The 16,936-nt window shown below is 64.3% G+C and carries 18 protein-coding genes; 13 read left to right on the top strand and 5 right to left on the bottom strand.

The genetic code is table 11. From position 1 onward, the window contains the following. Window positions 1-53: 53 nt before the first annotated feature. The gene (miaA, locus tag ACELLULO517_RS08820; protein ID WP_227306967.1) at window positions 54-1,049 is read right to left on the bottom strand and encodes a tRNA (adenosine(37)-N6)-dimethylallyltransferase MiaA; all 996 of its coding nucleotides are present in this window, start codon (window positions 1,047-1,049) and stop codon (window positions 54-56) included. A gap of 92 nt (window positions 1,050-1,141) precedes the next feature. Here miaA and serB point away from each other — a divergent pair, with 92 nt between their 5' ends. Both serB and ACELLULO517_RS08810 read left to right on the top strand, forming a co-directional pair. Next, a complete protein-coding gene (gene serB / locus ACELLULO517_RS08815; protein WP_227306966.1) occupies window positions 1,142-2,014 on the top strand; it encodes a phosphoserine phosphatase SerB in 873 nt (290 codons plus the stop codon). A gap of 25 nt (window positions 2,015-2,039) precedes the next feature. Beyond that, complete coding sequence (locus ACELLULO517_RS08810; RefSeq protein ID WP_227306964.1) at window positions 2,040-2,315, top strand: hypothetical protein; 276 nt, start codon at window positions 2,040-2,042, stop codon at window positions 2,313-2,315. Between the two features lie 57 nt (window positions 2,316-2,372). Here ACELLULO517_RS08810 and truA read toward each other — a convergent pair whose 3' ends face one another. Genes truA through def form a run of 3 tightly spaced genes read right to left on the bottom strand, consistent with a single transcriptional unit; the run spans window position 2,373 to window position 4,592 of the window. Further along, the gene (truA, locus tag ACELLULO517_RS08805; protein ID WP_227306962.1) at window positions 2,373-3,131 is read right to left on the bottom strand and encodes a tRNA pseudouridine(38-40) synthase TruA; all 759 of its coding nucleotides are present in this window, start codon (window positions 3,129-3,131) and stop codon (window positions 2,373-2,375) included. Further along, window positions 3,128-4,036, bottom strand: coding sequence for a methionyl-tRNA formyltransferase (fmt, locus tag ACELLULO517_RS08800; RefSeq protein ID WP_227306961.1), 909 nt, complete (start codon window positions 4,034-4,036; stop codon window positions 3,128-3,130). The genes truA and fmt overlap by 4 nt, the downstream gene beginning before the upstream one ends. A gap of 13 nt (window positions 4,037-4,049) precedes the next feature. Next, complete coding sequence (gene def, locus ACELLULO517_RS08795; protein WP_227306960.1) at window positions 4,050-4,592, bottom strand: peptide deformylase; 543 nt, start codon at window positions 4,590-4,592, stop codon at window positions 4,050-4,052. 154 nt (window positions 4,593-4,746) lie between these two features. Between def and ACELLULO517_RS08790 the strand changes: the two genes are divergently transcribed. From ACELLULO517_RS08790 to ACELLULO517_RS08750, 9 genes are all read left to right on the top strand, one after another. After that, window positions 4,747-5,268 carry an Hsp20 family protein gene (locus ACELLULO517_RS08790; protein ID WP_227306959.1) on the top strand — a complete coding sequence of 174 codons (522 nt, stop codon included), beginning with the start codon at window positions 4,747-4,749 and terminating at the stop codon, window positions 5,266-5,268. 55 nt (window positions 5,269-5,323) lie between these two features. Then, entirely contained in the window at window positions 5,324-5,578 is a 255-nt protein-coding gene (locus ACELLULO517_RS08785) for a DUF1150 family protein (RefSeq protein WP_227306958.1), read from the top strand. A 72-nt stretch (window positions 5,579-5,650) separates the two neighbouring features. Next, the gene (radA, locus tag ACELLULO517_RS08780; protein ID WP_227306957.1) at window positions 5,651-7,111 is read left to right on the top strand and encodes a DNA repair protein RadA; all 1,461 of its coding nucleotides are present in this window, start codon (window positions 5,651-5,653) and stop codon (window positions 7,109-7,111) included. Continuing rightward, window positions 7,108-7,701, top strand: coding sequence for a CvpA family protein (locus tag ACELLULO517_RS08775; RefSeq protein WP_227306956.1), 594 nt, complete (start codon window positions 7,108-7,110; stop codon window positions 7,699-7,701). Before radA ends, ACELLULO517_RS08775 begins: the two co-directional genes overlap by 4 nt. A 45-nt stretch (window positions 7,702-7,746) precedes the next feature. Then, window positions 7,747-9,225 (top strand): amidophosphoribosyltransferase, encoded by a 1,479-nt coding sequence (gene purF / locus ACELLULO517_RS08770; protein WP_227306954.1) that lies wholly within the window; start codon window positions 7,747-7,749, stop codon window positions 9,223-9,225. A 204-nt stretch (window positions 9,226-9,429) separates the two neighbouring features. Beyond that, window positions 9,430-10,359 carry a GGDEF domain-containing protein gene (locus tag ACELLULO517_RS08765; RefSeq protein ID WP_227306953.1) on the top strand — a complete coding sequence of 310 codons (930 nt, stop codon included), beginning with the start codon at window positions 9,430-9,432 and terminating at the stop codon, window positions 10,357-10,359. Between the two features lie 467 nt (window positions 10,360-10,826). Next, window positions 10,827-11,459 (top strand): CHAP domain-containing protein, encoded by a 633-nt coding sequence (locus ACELLULO517_RS08760; protein ID WP_227306952.1) that lies wholly within the window; start codon window positions 10,827-10,829, stop codon window positions 11,457-11,459. Between the two features lie 56 nt (window positions 11,460-11,515). Then, entirely contained in the window at window positions 11,516-11,995 is a 480-nt protein-coding gene (locus tag ACELLULO517_RS08755; RefSeq protein ID WP_227306951.1) for a lactonase family protein, read from the top strand. Beyond that, a complete protein-coding gene (locus ACELLULO517_RS08750; RefSeq protein WP_227306950.1) occupies window positions 11,992-12,288 on the top strand; it encodes a hypothetical protein in 297 nt (98 codons plus the stop codon). The genes ACELLULO517_RS08755 and ACELLULO517_RS08750 overlap by 4 nt, the downstream gene beginning before the upstream one ends. Here ACELLULO517_RS08750 and ACELLULO517_RS08745 read toward each other — a convergent pair. Next, window positions 12,269-13,189 (bottom strand): LysR substrate-binding domain-containing protein, encoded by a 921-nt coding sequence (locus ACELLULO517_RS08745; protein WP_227306949.1) that lies wholly within the window; start codon window positions 13,187-13,189, stop codon window positions 12,269-12,271. The two genes, ACELLULO517_RS08750 and ACELLULO517_RS08745, sit on opposite strands and share 20 nt — an antisense overlap. 159 nt (window positions 13,190-13,348) lie before the next feature. On the opposite strand from ACELLULO517_RS08745, the gene ACELLULO517_RS08740 reads away from it, so the two are divergent. Next, window positions 13,349-15,340, top strand: a complete 1,992-nt coding sequence (locus ACELLULO517_RS08740) for an FUSC family protein (protein ID WP_227306948.1) — start codon at window positions 13,349-13,351, stop codon at window positions 15,338-15,340. A 107-nt stretch (window positions 15,341-15,447) separates the two neighbouring features. Next, window positions 15,448-16,935 carry a multicopper oxidase family protein gene (locus tag ACELLULO517_RS08735; protein ID WP_227306947.1) on the top strand — a complete coding sequence of 496 codons (1,488 nt, stop codon included), beginning with the start codon at window positions 15,448-15,450 and terminating at the stop codon, window positions 16,933-16,935. Window position 16,936: the final 1 nt, after the last annotated feature.

Raw genomic sequence — 16,936 nt, 5'->3', positions numbered from 1 at the left:
CGTCTGCAGCCTGATTGCTGGGAGCCGGTAATGAACCTCGTAGCTGCGCGGCGTCAACCGACTTCGCGAATAAAACGAGTCAGATCAGCTATTCCGCTTTCCGAAAGTTGCGCGGGATCGGCGATTTGCGCATGGATCGTATGCAAGTGGCCGTCATCGGCTAATTCATGGTGCCGGAACCAAGTCGCCTGACGCTTGATATAGTGATGGGTATTGGTCACGGCCTGGTTGCGGGCGGCGTCTCGCGTCATCTCGCCGCGCAGATGGGCGGCAAGCTCCGGCACGCCATGGGCGCGCATGGCCGGCAAAGCCGGATCCAGCGCCTGATCGGCGAGCAGACGCACCTCCTCCTCGGCGCCGGCTGCCAGCATGCTGTCGAAGCGGAGGGCCGCGATCGCCTGCAACTCGGCCCGCGGCGGGGCCAACTGAATGGCGCGGAAGCGCCAGGGCGGCGGCGGCAAGGTGACGTGCTTGCGCCATGAGGCCAGGCCGCGGCCCGTACTGAGCAGCACTTCATAGGCGCGGGTGATGCGCTGGCTGTCGCTGGGGTGAAGCTGGGCAGCCGTTTCCGGGTCGCGCGCTGTCAGCTCGGCATGAAGGGCATGCGGCCCGAGCGTCGCCAAAGCCGCGCGGGCTTCGGCGCGGGCATCCGGTTCGATCGGCGGAATTTCGGACAGGCCGTGGCGCAGCGCCGAGAAGTAAAGCCCGGTGCCGCCGCATAGAATAGGTAATAGGCCGCGCGCATGGGCTTCGGCCATTTCGCCCAGCGCCGCCTCCCGCCACCAGGCGACATGGCCGGGTTCGGCGGCAGGACGCACCCCATAAAGCGCATGGGGCACGCGCGCTTCATCTGCGACGCTCGGGCGTGCGGTCAGAATTCGCAGATCGCGATAGATCTGCATTGAATCAGCGTTGATGACGACGCCACCCAAACGCTCGGCCAGCATCATGGCAAGGGCGGATTTACCGCTGCAGGTCGGGCCCGCCACGAAAAGCGCGAGGGGAAGTCGCGACCGCAGGCCGTCCAGACCCGAGATATCTTGCGCCATCACCGGTTCTTGGCCGGGAGAGCGAAAAGAACTCTCCCATTCCCGCAACAGAGCTTGCGTGATCTCCGGCGGCCGGTCAGTTTGCGCCCGTTATGCGCCATATCCTCACGCTCATTGCTGATCGCCAATCGACAAGCCTCACTGCTGCCATGATCCGGCGGGCAGGGGAAGCCGTGAAAGGTGCCGAGCCCACGATCCTGTCGGATGGGGAGGCCGCCGATATTCCGGTCGACGACCTGCCGGACGCGATCGCGATGCAGGAAGTGCTCGATAACGCGCCGATCGATTGGATCGTCACCAAGTCGCGCGGTCGCCGTAAGGGGCTTCTGGTCGCCGATATGGACAGCACCATCGTCACCAGTGAAACGCTCGACGAATTGGCAGCCTATGCCGGCGTGCAGGCGGAAATCGAGGCGATCACGCGCCTCAGCATGAATGGCGAGATCGATTTTTCCGAAGCGCTGCGCAAGCGGGTCGCCATGTTGCGCGGCCTGTCGCTGGATGCGCTGCAGAAGACCTGGGAAAAGACCGAGCTGATGCCGGGCGCAAAAGAACTCATCGCGACGATGCGCAAGCATAATGCGCTGACCGCGCTCGTCTCCGGTGGCTTTACCTTCTTTACGGGCCGCGTCGCGGAGGTGGTCGGTTTCGACCGTCACCATGCCAATGTGCTGATCGATGACGGAAAGACCCTGACGGGCGAGGTCGCGGAGCCCATTCTTGACCGCGATGCCAAGAAGGCGGCCCTGGTGCGGATGGCGGAGGAGCGGGGGCTCAAGCTCGCCGCCACCTTGGCGGTCGGCGACGGTGCCAATGATCTCGCCATGCTGGCTGTCGCAGGATTGGGCGTCGCCTATCACGCGAAGCCGATCGTGGCGCGGGAGGCGCGCGCCCGCGTCGACCACGGCAATCTTCGTGCGCTACTCTTCGCGCAAGGCTATCCGGCTTCCGCTTTCGTTACCTGAATTTCCCGCCGAAGGAGCTTCGCCCATGTCGACGCCTGTTCATGACTGGGTGAAGCCGCGACTGGATGCGCTGGTCGCGGAAGGCGTGAAGAACGGCATGGACCGTGAGGTCCTGGTCGCCGTGCTGACCGATATCGTCGAGGGTTCCGGCTACAACCTTGCCGAGACGACCGAAGCGGATCAGTTGCAGCCGGACGGCCGCACCGATCCGCGGCAGGAGCCGGTGTCGACCGGCACGCTGCCGGTGACGCGGGAGGAATGGTTCCCCTACTCGGTCTCGACCTTGCCCGATCCGGAATAATATCGCCCAGGTTCGGGGTCAGGCGATGCCGATGGGCATGCAATGCCCAGGCGCCGGTCAGAAGATCGCCGGCTCGTAATCGACGCTCATGAAGGTCAATCCGTCGGGCGGGGCAGTGGGGCCGGCGGCCGCGCGGTCGCGTGCGGCCAGCGCCTCGGCCATTTGGGCTGGCTCCCACACACCGGCGCCCACAAGTTTCAGCGTGCCCACCATGTTGCGCACCTGGTGGTGCAAAAAGCTCCGCGCCTCGGTCTCGATAATAATGTGAAATCCGTCGCGGCGGACATCCAGTCGGTCGAGCGTGCGCAGCGGCGATTTCGCCTGACAGCTCGCGGCCCGGAACGACGTGAAATCGTGCCGGCCGAGCAGGAAACGGGCGCCTTCCGCCATGGCGCCGGCCTCTAGCGGATGCGGCATATGCCAAACATGGCCGGCCTCCAACGCCGGGCGGGCGCGGCGATTGAGAATGACGTAGCGGTAGCGACGCCGCAGAGCGTTGAAGCGCGGGTGCCAGCCTTCTGGCGCCACTCGGACATCCTGCACGACGACGGCATGGGGTTTCATGTAAAAATTGAGGGCGTCCCGCAGGCGCTGGGGCGGCAGATCGCGGTCCAGCGTGATCATTGCGACCTGCCCCTCGGCATGCACGCCGGCATCCGTGCGGCCGGCGATCGCGGCGGCCACGGGTGCGCCACCGGCCAGCCGGCTGGCCGCTTCCTCCAGCACCTGCTGGATGGAGAGGCCGTTGGGCTGCATCTGCCAGCCCACGAAGCCGCGCCCGTCATATTCCAGCAGCAGGGCGTAGGTGGTTGTCATGCGCTGAGCTTGGTGCCGGGCGGAACCGCGAAACCGCGCAGGAAATCGGCGGCGGCGGCCGGCGCTCGGCCCGCCCGCTGCAGCCTGGTGATGCGCAGTGCCCCCTCACCGCAAGCGATGGTCAGCGCGCCGTCCAAGACGGTACCGGGCTCGCCCTGGCCGTCGGCCAGTTCAGCGTCCAACACCTTCAATTGGTCCGCACCCATGGTGGTGAAGGTCCCGGGCCAGGGGTCGAAGGCGCGGATCTGCCGCTCGATCGCGGCGGCGGGTTTGCTCCAGTCGATTTTCGCGTCGCCGCGCGACAGCCGGGGGGCATAGGTCGACCCCGAGTCGGGCTGCGGCACCGGGGCCGGGTTTGTCTCCAGAACCTTCAGGATGAGATCGGCGCCGATCGCCGCCAGCGCGTCATGCACCTCGGGCAGCCGGGTGCGGGGGCCGATGGCGACGCGGCCTTCCATCAGCATCGGCCCGGTATCCAGCCCTTCATCCATCTGCATGATGGTGACGCCCGTCTCAGCGTCGCCTGCCAGGATCGCCGCATGGATCGGCGCGGCACCGCGCCAGCGCGGCAGCAGGCTGGCATGGATATTGATGCAGCCGCGCTTCGGCGCTTCCAGCCAGGCGCGCGGCAGGATGAGGCCGTAGGCTGCGACCACGGCCGCGTCGGCGTCCAAAGCTTGGAATGCGGCCAGGGCTTCGGCATTGCCGCGCAGCCTGGCCGGATAGTGCACCGGCAGGCCGAGCTCTTCCGCCACGCGCTGGACCGGGCAGGGCTGCAGGCTCTGCCCGCGCCCGGCCGGGCGCGGCGGCTGGCAATAGACGGCGACAATCTCTTGGCCGGCATTCACCAGCGAGCGCAAAGCGGGCACGGCAAAATCCGGCGATCCCATGAAGACAAGGCGCATGACGGGCTATCCCTTAGCTGCTCTTCTTCAGCCGCTTTTCCTTGACCATCTTGCGCAGGATCATATTGCGCTTCAGCGCCGAGAGGTGATCGACGAAAAGCACCCCGTCCAGATGGTCGATTTCATGCTGCAGGCAGGTGGCCAGCAAGCCATCGGCTTCGATCACCTGCCGGTTGCCGTCCATATCCTCATAGGAAACGGTGACGCCCGCCGGTCGGGTGACATTGGCATATTGTCCGGGGATGGAGAGGCAGCCTTCCTCGCGGATCGCATGGTCCTCGCTCACCTTTTCGATCTTCGGGTTGATCAGCGTGATCGGCGCCGGCTTGTCGTCCGGCTGCAGGTCGATTACCGCCAGCCGCAGGTCGAGCCCCACCTGCGGGGCGGCCAGTCCGATACCGGGGGCCGCATACATGGTCGCAAACATGCGCGGTACGACGCGGCGCAAGGTCTCACGGTCCGCCTCGGTCACCAGGCGCGTTTTGGCCTTCAGCCTGGGGTCTGGGGCCATGACGATCGGCAGAAGGTCGGCGGTATCGGGTTTGTCGGAGGTCATTGCGGGGATTTACCTGTCAGGGCCGCATGGATCAACGGAGAGCCTTGCATTCCGGGTCTTGCAAGGATGCGCGGATCTACCCACTATATCTTGAGCACGAGCGCCGATTTTGGGCTCGTCAGTGCTTCGCTCTACGAAGAGGAGGCTCACGCCGATGACTACCCGTGTCTTCACCTCGCCGCTTTTTCTCGGCTTCGACCATTTGGAGCAGATGCTGGAACGGGCATCCAAAACCCAATCTGAAGGCTATCCGCCGTATAATATCGAGCAAACCGGTCCGTCCGGCCTCCGTATTACCCTGGCGGTTGCGGGCTTTAGCATGGAAGAACTCCAGATCACCCAGGAGGACAATCAACTGGTGATCCGGGGCCGCCAAACCGAGGACAGTCAGAATCGCGTCTTCGTCTACCGTGGTATCGCGTCCCGTCAGTTCCAGCGCGCCTTCGTGCTGGCCGAAGGGATCGAGATCAAGGGCGCATGGCTGCATAACGGATTGCTGCATGTCGATCTGATCCGGCCGCAGCCGGAAACGCGGGTGCGGACGATCCCGATCGATACGATGTCCAAGTCGGCACCCGTACCGTCTCGTGCGCGTCGTGACATCCGAGAGGTGACCGAGCTGCGTAATGAGATTGGGTCCCAGATCGGGGTCTCCCGCATCGTCGGGGAAGATTAAGCGTTGCGCGTTACAGGATGGGCCTTAGCGCCATCCGTCGAAAAGGAATGAACCGATGCGCATTCAGAACAGCGTCGATACCAGCGATCAGGTTGTCGGTCAGGTCCTCGACATCCGTCAGATCACCACGGCCCAGCTCGCTCAGCTCGGCGTCTCGCGGCTGGCCTATATCAAACCGGTCAGTGTCGCCGGGGAGGCTGTCTTCGCCATTCACGGCGCGGATGGCACGCCGATGGCCGTGGCGCCGAACCAGGAACTCGCCTGGGAAGCCATTCTTGAGCATGAGATGGTGCCGACCCTCGTCCATTAATCAGGGCCTTATGCGCAGGGCGAGAGCGATTTTCGCTTTCGTCGGGTGCCGGTCCTCGGGCATGTGTCGCTGATGGCGAAATCGACTGCCCGCTATATCTGCCAAAGCTGCGGCGCCGTTTCCCCCAAATGGGGCGGCCGCTGCGAGGCCTGCGGTGCGTGGAATACGATCACGGAAGAGGTCCAGCCGGCGGGGCAGGCGAAAGCCGCAGCCTCCGGCCGGCGCATTACCCTGGTCGGTCTGGAAGGTGAGGCAGCGCCCCCGCCCCGGATGGAATGCGGGGTCGCGGAGCTCGATCGTGTGCTCGGCGGCGGGCTGGTGCCGGCTTCCGCCATCCTCGTCGGTGGCGACCCTGGTATCGGCAAGTCCACGTTGATGCTGCAGGCGGCCGCCAGTCTGGCGCGCGCCGGCCGCCGCGTCGTCTATATCTCGGGCGAGGAATCGGTCGATCAGCTGCGCATGCGCGCCCGGCGGCTTGGCCTGTCCAACGCCCCGGTGGAGCTTGCCTCCGCGACGGGGGTTCAGGATATCGCGGCGACCTTGAGCGGGGCGGGGCGGGGCGGGGAAAAGCCGGTTTCTCTCCTCGTCATCGATTCGATCCAGACCATGGCGCATGAGGCGCTGGATTCCGCGCCCGGCACCGTCTCCCAGGTCCGCGCCTCGGCGCTGGAACTCATTCGCCTCGCCAAGCAGGAAGGGTTTGCCCTCGTCCTCGTCGGCCATGTGACGAAGGACGGCGCGCTCGCCGGTCCGCGCGTCATGGAGCATATGGTCGATGCCGTGCTCTATTTCGAAGGGGAGCGCGGGCATCAGTTCCGCATCCTGCGCGGCGTCAAGAACCGCTTCGGCGCGACGGACGAAATCGGCGTCTTCGAGATGACGGAGGCGGGGTTGGGTGAGGTCACCAATCCTTCCGCCCTGTTCCTGGCGGAGCGGCGCGGCAATATCGCGGGCTCCGCGGTCTTCGCCGGATTGGAAGGCACGCGACCGGTTTTGATGGAAATTCAGGCGCTGCTCTCCCCCAATCCCGGCGGATCGCCCCGGCGCTCGGTCGTCGGCTGGGATAGCGGGCGGCTCGGCATGCTGCTCGCGGTTCTGGAAAGTCGCGGCGGTCTCAGGCTTGCCCAGCAGGATGTCTATCTGAATGTCGCCGGCGGGTTGCGGATCACCGAACCGGCGGCCGATCTTGCCGTCGCGGCTGCCATTGCCTCGGCCGCCGCCGGTCAGCCGACCGACCCCAGCCTCGCCTTTTTCGGCGAAATCGGGCTTTCGGGGGAGGTCCGCCAGGTCGCCCAGGCGGAAGCGCGGCTGAAGGAAATGGCCAAGCTCGGCTTTACCTCGGCCGCCATGCCGCGGCGTCTGGGTGGTGGCACGCGCCGGCCGATTGCGGCCCCGTCCGGGCTGGGGCTGATCGAAATCGGACATGTGAGCGATCTTCTCGGCCGTTTTCGTGATAAGCCGCCAACCGGTTCTGCAATGCCGCCTGCCGATAAGACTCCTGCCCCGGAGCCTGCCTTGGAAGATTCTGAATGACGTGGTTCGACCTCGCCATGCTGGCGGTGCTCGCGATTTCGGCGCTGCTCGCCTTCTACAGAGGCTTCGTGCGGGAGGTGATGGGCGTCGGCGCCTGGGTCGGTGCCATCGCGGTCGCCTTCTGGTTCGAGCCCTTCGTGGCGCCGCATGTCGCGCAGTGGATCAAGGCCAAGGAGTTTGTGGAGCCCGCGGCGATCGCTGCGGTGTTCATCGTCGCGCTGATCGTCTTCTCGGTCGTCAGCGGCTGGGTCGGCGCCTTGGTCCGCGGATCGGCGCTGGGCGGGGTTGATCGCACGCTCGGCATCGTCTTCGGCCTGGCCCGAGGCGGCGCTCTGCTCGTCATCTGCTATATCCTAGCGGGACTGGTGACATCTCCGCAGGACTGGCCCGAGCCGATACGTGATGCACGACTCCTTCCCTATGTGTATGAGGGGGCGCAACAGGCGGTCGCAATGTTGCCGGACGGTTACCATCCTCATCTGATGGCGCCTCCGGTCACGCAGCCGCCCACCTTGAATGACTTGCTGCAGCCTGCTCCCAAGGGTTCGGCATTGTCTCCGGCTCAGGGGCAGACCGGGCAGGCCCAATGAGACCGCATGACGGCGCGGAATCGCGGCTTAAAGGAACATGAGTCGATGATGGACGTTTACGGTGCTGTCCGGGCTGAAGAGCCCGGTGATGACGACAAGATGCATGAGGAATGCGGCGTCTTCGGCGTCTGGTATGCACAGGATGCGGCGGCCATCACCGCACTCGGCCTGCATGCGCTTCAGCATCGCGGTCAGGAAGCGACCGGCATCGCGACTTATGACGGCGAGCGCTTCCACATCCATAAGGGCCTCGGCCTCGTCGGTGACAATTACAGCGATGCCAAGACAATGGCGGGCCTGCCCGGGGCTCACGCCATCGGCCATAACCGCTATGCCACGACGGGCGAGACGGTCCTGCGCAATGTCCAGCCGCTTTATGCCGATTTCGCCTTCGGCGGCTTCGCCGTCGGCCATAACGGCAATCTCACCAATGCCGCCGCGATCCGCCGCGAACTGGTGCGCCGGGGTTGCCTGTTCCAGTCCAGCATGGATTCGGAAGTTTTCATCCATCTGATCGCGATCAGCCTCTATTCGACCGTTCTCGATCGTCTGATCGACGCCTTGAAACAGGTTGTTGGCGCCTATTCGCTGGTTGCCTTGTCCCAGGACGGGTTGATCGGCGTGCGCGACCCGCAGGGCGTGCGTCCGCTCATCCTCGGCCGTCTGCCGCATCCCGACGGCAAGGACGGTTGGGTTCTGGCGAGCGAGACCTGCGCGCTGGAGATTGTCGGCGCCGAATTCGTCCGCGACATCGAGCCGGGTGAGATCGTCGTCATCAACGACCAGGGCGTGCGCAGCGTGAAGCCGTTCCACCGCACCACCTCGCGCTTCTGCATCTTCGAATACGTCTATTTCGCGCGGCCCGATTCCGTCATGGAAGGCAAGCCGGTCTATATGGCGCGCAAGGAAATCGGCGCCATGCTGGCGCGGGAATCCGGCGTCGATGCCGATGTCATCGTGCCGGTGCCTGATTCCGGCGTGCCCTCGGCCATGGGCTATGCGGCGGAGAGCGGCATTCCCTATGAGCTTGGCATCATCCGCAACCATTATGTCGGCCGCACCTTCATCGAGCCGACGGACCAGATCCGCAATCTCGGTGTCCGGCTGAAGCATTCCGGCAATCGGGCGGTTCTGCAAGGCAAGCGCGTCATCCTGGTGGATGATTCGATCGTGCGCGGCACGACCAGCCGCAAAATCGTCGAAATGGTCCGTGCCGCCGGGGCGACGGAAGTGCATATGCGCATCTCCTCGCCACCGACGACCCATTCCTGCTTCTACGGCATCGATACGCCGGAGCGCGGCAAGCTGCTTGCCGCCCGTCATGATGTGCAGGAAATGGCCGAGCTGATCGGTGCCGACAGCCTGGCCTTCGTCTCGATCGACGGCCTTTATCAGGCGCTCGGTGTCGCCCAGCGCAATGCGGTGAACCCGCATTTCTGCGACGCCTGTTTTACGGGCGATTATCCGATTCCGCTGCATGATCTGGCCGATCCGCCGCTGACGCTCCTGACCAAGGTCGGCTAAGGCCAAGTCCCACAGACCAAGTCCCATAAAAAAAGCCCCGCCGGGTTCGGCGGGGCTTTTTTGTGGATAGTCGGGGATCTGTGCCGCCGGGGTCCGCCCGGTTCGTTAATGCTGGACGGGATGCCGATTTTCCCGGCATCGTGTCGAAGGGGTACCGACCGATCCGGTCTTGTGCCGTAAGCGTTAAGGATTTGAGGCTGTCCTATGCCTTTGGCGGGCGATGCTTTCGATAGTTTCACGCAGCTCGGCCTTTTGCGCGATCTCTCGGGCTTCGCGCCAAAAATCCTCGATCTTCTGCCGATCGGTCTGCAGATCGATAATCTTGAACACCACACGCTTTACGTGAACCGGAGTTTCACGGCGCTCTTCGGCTATGGGCTCAAGGATATCGAATACAACGATCTTTGGTTTGAGGTCGTCTATCCGGACCCGGTCTATCGGGCCAAGGTCAGAGCCATTTGGGAAGAACGCGTTCTGACGGCGGCGGAGTTCGATACCTCCAGCGACGGCTATGAGCGAACCGTCCGCTGCAAGGATGGCAGCGACAAAGTGGTGGAGTTTCATATCCGCCGCGTCGGCGATTATTTCGTCTATCTCTATATCGACGTGTCGTCGCGGCATGCGCTGGCAGGGGAGCTTCAGCGGCTCGCGCATACGGATGAGCTGACCGGCCTCGCCAATAGCCGCTGCTTCTTCGAAATCGGCTCCGCGCTTATGCGCGGGGATCGGCTGCCGCTCTCGCTCCTGACCTTCGACATCGATCATTTCAAGGCGGTCAATGACGGCCACGGCCATGCTGCCGGTGATCAGGTTCTGGTCGCTGTCGCAGCCTGCTGCCGGAGGATATTGGCGGAGGGGCAGACCTTGGCCCGGCTGGGCGGGGAGGAGTTCGGTATTCTGCTGCCGGGTTATGATAAGCGGCAGGCGCAGGCCATTGCCGAGCGCCTCAGGCGTGCGGTCGCGGAGGAGCCCATCCCGCTCGCGGTCGAGCCCTTACATATCACGATCAGCATCGGTGGCGCCTGCGACCGGCAGCAATCGGGCGGCCTCGACGCTCTGTTGCTGCGCGCGGATCGTGCCCTCTATGCCGCCAAGCGCGCTGGGCGGGATCAGGTCTGTTTCGCGGAAAGCTGAGCGCTCCCGGATGTCCAGCATCGGAATCGACAAATTTTAGGATATAATTCCTAAAACTTTGACGCCTATCCGCTGGTTTTAAACGATTACCTCTATTGACACGACGATAAAGCGAAGCGGTGTTGCACGGCACCGCGCCTTTGCATTACCGATGCCCTCGCGATCACGCGATGAGCTTTTCGGCGCCAAATATGATGCAGAACGATCATGCATCTGATTTGTTGTCTTATCATGACGTGATGGCTTGGTGCGGCAATGATTAGATAAAGACTGCGGGCTTCATGATTCGAGTGACAGGCGGATTAAGGCTCAAGCTTTTTGCGGCATCTGCATTTTGTGTGGGTCTGTTTGGGCTGAGCATTCATGCTGAGGCGGCGACGCGACATGCGAGCCATAAAAGCAGCGGCCGAACCACGCATCACGTCGCCTATAATCGGCACCAATCCAGCTCCAGTCACAAAAGTTCGGTGCATCACGCTGCCTGGCACAGCCGTCGCCACATTGCCCATGCCCCCTCCTTGCATCATGTCGTCTGGCACGGACGCCATAGCGGCAGCTGGCTGCAATGCGTGCCTTATGCCCGCCGTGTCTCGGGCATCGAATTGCGCGGCAATGCCAATACCTGGTGGCGAGAGGCCAATGGCCGCTATGACCGTGGCCAGACGCCGCAGGAAGGCGCTGTGCTCAGCTTTCAATCCAATCGCCATATGGAACTCGGCCATGTCGCGGTCGTGACAGAGACCGTCAATCCGCGTGAAGTTCTGATCAGCCAGGCCAATTGGCCGATGCCGGGTCAGCGTCACGGCAATATCTCCAAGGCCATTTCCGTCATCGACGTTTCGCCCGACAATGACTGGACCTCTGTCCGTGTCGAGCGCGGGCATTCCGGCAGCTATGGTTCGGTCTATCCGACCAACGGTTTCATCTATGGCCATTCGACGGCGGACAGTCTGATGGCGGATGAGGTGCCAACGAAATCATCGAAGGCGCGCGCTGGTATCTCGGCCGGCTGGGCGCAGACGGTGCAATTGGCGTCGGCCCCGAGCTATGGCAACGGTCCGGCCATCGCCGAGTCCGCGCCTGACCGCAACCTGCGTTGACACAGGGCGCCGACGATATTTTGTTGAATTGGCAACAAAATAAGCGGAACCGTGGCATGAAGCCTGTCATCGGTGTTGTCGCGGCCGTCATGCTGACGGTGGCCGTACCCGCCTATGCCGCGCAGCCGGTCACGCGCTTCAAGGATTGGGCGGCGTCCAGCTACAGGCAGAACGGCCATCGCATCTGCTACAGCTTCACGCAGGCGATCCTCGGCCGCAAGCGGCGTGGCGGCTGCAATACGGCCGTGCTGGTCGTCACCCACGCGCCGCCGCGGCAGGACCGCGTCGTCGTCAGCCCCTGCCATCCTTACGCGCCGCATCAGGCGGCTTTGACGATGACGGCCGGCACCAGGCATTTCGCTTTTCATCCGAGCGGCAAATACGCCTATGCTGCGGCAGGCCCGGCCACGGTTGCGGCCTTCCGGCGCGAGATGAAGGCGACGCTGCCCGCGCCTCAAGGCCGGCCAAAGGAATTGTTCAGCCTGCGCGGCTTTTCGGCCGCCTATGATGCGATGCGGTCCGCCTGCATCGGGTGACCTCGGCACGGGATGATAACGCAGGACGCGCAGTATCGGGAGCGGCGGCTTGTGGCGCGCCGTCTGATCCGGCTTGGTCATTCTGTCATGGCCGTCGATCCGGCGCGCGGCATGATCACTTCGTCTTTCCCGACGGTGAGAAGACCAGCGATTCGACACTGCTTTTCCTGTCGCGGGACGCGATCCAGGCCCATCTTCTGCGGGCCGGCTTCACGGATATCGCGATCCTCGGCGATTGGGACGGCAGCCCGATGACGGCGACAAGCCCCGAGATCATCGTGGTGGCGGCTTAACCGCGCCATCCGCGGGCGCCGCGCAGACGCCCATGCTGGCGGCCAGTTGCAGCCAGGCCTCGGCCGCGCGCGACAGAAAGGCGCCGCGCCGCCAGGCCAGCGTCATGCCCCAGGCGATATCGCGGTCAGCGAGGCCGATGCGCCCGATACTCTCATGGGCGTTCATCTCCGCGATCAGCTGCGGCATGAAGGTGATGCCGAGGCCCCCGGCCGCGAGCTTCAGCATGAAGCTGATCTGACTGGATGAGGCGATCACCTTCGGCGTGAAGCCGTGGCGCTTGCAGGCCTCGATCAGAAGCCCATGCATCGTGAAACCGGCATCAAACAGGATGAAAGGTTCCTCCGCCAGGTCTTCCAATGCGACCTCCGTCTGTCCGGCCAAAGGATGGTCGGCGGCGCAGATCGCCAGGATCGGATCATGCCGCACCAGGGCGCTGTCGAAATCCGGCGAGATAGGCTGGATCAGCCCGGCTATCTCTACCTCGCCGGCCCGCAACGCATCCTCCAGATGGCGGCTGCCGCCTTCGATGAGTTGGATATCGATCCCCGGATAGCGGCCGCGAAAGGCCGAGAAGATGGGCGCGAACAGCGCGTCGCTGCCGACTGCGGGCAGGCCGACGCGAAGCGAGCCGCGCCGCAGGCCGCGCAGCGCGTCCAGCTCCGCCATCAGATCGTCGCGCTCGGCCAGCATTTTGACGGCCCGGCGAAACACGATCTCCCCGGCGGCCGTCAGCGCCGACTTGGTGCCGATCCTGTCCAGCAGCTTGAGGTCCAGTTCCTCCTCCAGCAGCTTGACCGATTTGCTGACTGCCGATTGCGTCGTCAGAACGATTTTCGACGCCTCGGTGAAGCCGCCACGGCGGACCACTTCGACAAAGGCCCGCAGATTGCGCAATTCCATCGGATATTCCGATCAAGACTGATTTTAAGTCGAATTATTCGTTTTTATCATATTGCATCGCACCATACACCCTTGACCGGCGCAGGGGCGGAGCGTGGGATGACTGGCGTTTTCCAGCGAAGTTTGGGAGTTGTAGGGCAGCTTCGTACCGGGTCAGCCATGAGCGATATTCAACATACAAGCCTGACCTATCGCCTGGCGCGTAAGCTGGAATCCTATTCCTTTGCCGCCGCGCCCGAGCAGATCGGCCTATTGGAAGGGGCGAGAGCCGCACTCGCGGTCGCAAGCCTGGTCGCGCTCGCGCTGTTGCTGGGGAAGCCCCAACTCTCCTGGGCGGCCTTCGGCGCCTTTTGGGCCTGTCTGGCGGATCCCGGCGGGCGTGACGGTTTGCGTCTGCGCGCGATGGGCGTCTTTGCGCTGGGCGGCACGGTCGTGGCCTTCTGCGCATCGGCCGCCGCCGATATCGGTCCGGTTCTCGCGGGCATGGCGCTTCTGCCTCTCGTTTTCCTGCCGAGTCTCGGTGGCACCTATGGTCCGGCCATCAGCCAGGCCGGCAGCCTTGTCGCGGTCACGGCCGTGGTCGCCGTCGATTTTCCAAGCCCACCGGCAGGGGCGCTGACGCTCGCCGCTATCTTTCTGTTCGGCTGCCTTTGGGCCATGGGTCTCAGTGTCTTCGTCTGGCGCATTCATCGTCAGGCCCCGGCCCGGCGCGCGATCGCCTCCGTCTTCGCGCGGCTGACCGATATGGCGACGGAACTGTTGAGCGGCGAGCGCCAGCACCGATCCGGCCGTGCCGCATGGGACGCGATGAATGCCGACCATCGCCGCGCTATCCGGACAGCCATCGAACGCGCCCGCGGGCTCGCGCTGGGTATCGAAAGCGGCAGCGCTTTCTATGCGGCCCAAATAGACGCGGCCGATCGCATCTTCGCCGGCCTCATCGCGGGCGGTCATCATATCGCCGACCTCGGCACGTCGCTGGCGGAAGGGGCGGAGCGTAACCTGCTGTCTCGCCTGCCGCTTCTTCTGGCGGAGGCGCATCGTCAGGTGGCGCGGCGTGACCCTGCCTCGGCCTCCCTGGCCGCGGCGGCCGATGCCGTGCTGCGCGATTGCCGGGCGGTCGATACCGCCATGGCGCGCGCGATCGGCGCCATGGCGCAGGCCTTGGCCGATCTCGCCGAGCTTTGGCGGCAGGGCAAGGTGGAGGCGGAGATCCTGCCCGCCTCCGTCAGGACCGGCGGCCTGGGTCTGCGACGCCCGGTGCCAATGCCGGTGCTGCATCATGCTGTGCGCCTGGCCCTGGCTGTCGTCCTGGCTTATGGCCTGGCCATCTGGCTGAACCTGACTTTCTCCTATTGGGCGACGGTCGCGGTCGTCGTGGTACTGCAGCCCTTGGCCGCGACCACTTGGCCCAGGACATTGGAACGCGTTCTGGGCAGCATCGCGGGCGGCGTCCTGGCCGCGGCGGTCCTGCTGCTATTGCCGATGAAGCTTGCGCTTTTGCTGGCGGTTCTGCTGATCGCGGCGGCGGCGATCGCCTTTCGCTTCGTCAATTACACGATTTTCGTCGTCTTCCTCACGGCGCTCGTCGTGCTGATCACGGCGTTGCTGCTGCCGGCCGAATCCATCCCCTGGGCGCGGATCGTGAACAATATTCTGGGCAGTCTGATCGCGTTTGCGGCGACCCTGCTGCTTTGGCCCCGCCAGGGACCCACGCCACGCGCGGTTCTGGCTGCGGCCATTGATGCCAATCTCGGCTATGCGGCCGCCGTCGTCGCCAGCACCGGCATCTCGCCCGCATTGGAAGTCACGCGCCGCACGGCCGGTATCGCGAGCAGTGCGGCGGAAACGCTTCAGCATCGGATGAGTTTGGAAGGGCAGCGCCGCCGCGCGCATCTGATGGAAATGCAGGCGGTTCTGCATGCGCTGCGGGGTGTGGCGGGTGCTGCGACCGCTCATGCGCTCGCGCTGCGTGAGGCCGATGAAGCCGATGCCGCGACCATCCGCCAGCAATCTCTCCTTCTCGTCCAGGCATTCGGCGCGACCAGCACGCTGCCCGATAAGCCGCTTGCCGATGCGGGCAGCGACGATATTGCCCGCGAGATCGCGAGTGTGGTGCAGGCCGTGCGGGTTTTCCTCGACCCCGCTTAGGCCGTCGGCGCCGCCACGCCCCATCGCGCGATTTGACCTTGCCAAGGGGGAAGCCTGTAGCAGGCAAGGATTAGGATCGGCTTATCGCTTTGCAGGAACTTGACCCCATGACCGACCATCTCACGCGGCGACGGCTTCTGGGTGCCGCGGGCGCGACCTTGGCGCTGCCGCTCGCAAGGCGTGCCGAAGCATCCGCGCCGGTTGCCCACCAACTGGTCGCCGGCACGCGGATGCTGGACGTGAACGGTCGCGCTGCCCGCGTCTATCGGCTGGTGAATGAGACCGGACAGCCGGGCCTCGCCCTCAATCCCGGCGAGCGCTTCAATGTCACGCTGCACAACACACTTGCCGAACAGACGATCATCCATTGGCACGGCCAATTGCCGGATTGGAAACAGGACGGCTTTCCCTGGCCGGAAACGCCGCCGCTTCCGGCCGGTGCGTCCAAGACCTACGATTTCGCGCCGATCGCCGGCACCTTCTGGATGCATTCGCATCAGGGCATGCAGGAACAAGGCCTGATGACCGCACCGCTGATCGTGCGGGACAACGCAACCGCCACCGAAGATCGGCAGGAAGTCGTGCTGATGCTGCACGACTTCAGTTTTCGGTCGCCCGAGGACCTGCTCGCCGGTCTCTCCAAGCCCGGCGCGATGGGCGGCATGTCGGCGGGTGCGACGGGTTCCATGCAAATGACAGCGGGGCAGATGACGGCGGGGCAAATGAAATCGGGCTCCATGCCGACCATGCCGATGAATGGCATGCCGTCCGACGACGTCGATCTCAACGACATCGACTACGACGCTTTTCTCGCCAATGACCGCACGTTGACGGACCCTGAGGTCGTGTCGGTAGAAAAAAGCGGCCGCCTGCGCCTGCGCGTCATCAACGCTGCGTCGTCAAGCCAGTTCTGGCTCGATCTCGGCGCATTGACGGGTCAGGTCGTGGCGGTCGACGGGCATGCGGTGCATCCCGTCAGCGGCGCGCGTTTTCCCCTCGCCATCGCGCAGCGGCTCGACATTCTAGTGGATCTGCCGACCGCCGGCGCCTTTCCGGTTCTGGCACGATTGGAAGGGTCCGACCGGCAGACGGGTCTTGTTCTCGCGACAGCCGGCGCGGCCGTGAAGAAGCAGCCGGACAAGGCTGGTGCCTCGACCTCGCCGCTTGATCTGTCGCTGGAACAAAAGCTATCGGCCGTCACACCCTTGGCCGCGCGCAAGGCCGATATCAGCCAGACAATCCTGCTGTCAGGCGCCATGCAGCCCTATGCCTGGTCCTTGGACCAGGCTGCCTGGCCCAATGTTCCGCCGCTGATGCTGACGGCGGGGCAGCGGGTGGAGATCGATCTGATCAATGCCTCCACCATGGCGCATCCGATGCATCTGCACGGCCATGCCTTTCAAGTCGTGGCGCTCGGTGGCAAGCCTGTGCAAGGCGCGGTGCGCGATACCGTGATGGTCCCGCCCCTTGGCGGCAGTGTGCGCATCGCCTTCGACGCCGTTAACCCCGGCCGCTGGGCATTTCACTGCCACAACCTCTATCACATGATGACCGGCATGATGATGGAGTTCCGCTACCAGGGCATTGCGGTTTGAC

It is taken from the genome of Acidisoma cellulosilyticum, assembly GCF_020621385.1.
Classification (GTDB): domain Bacteria; phylum Pseudomonadota; class Alphaproteobacteria; order Acetobacterales; family Acetobacteraceae; genus Acidisoma; species Acidisoma cellulosilyticum.
The sequence above is the reverse complement of the archived record's forward strand: the minus strand, read 5'-3'. Positions and strand labels throughout refer to the sequence as shown.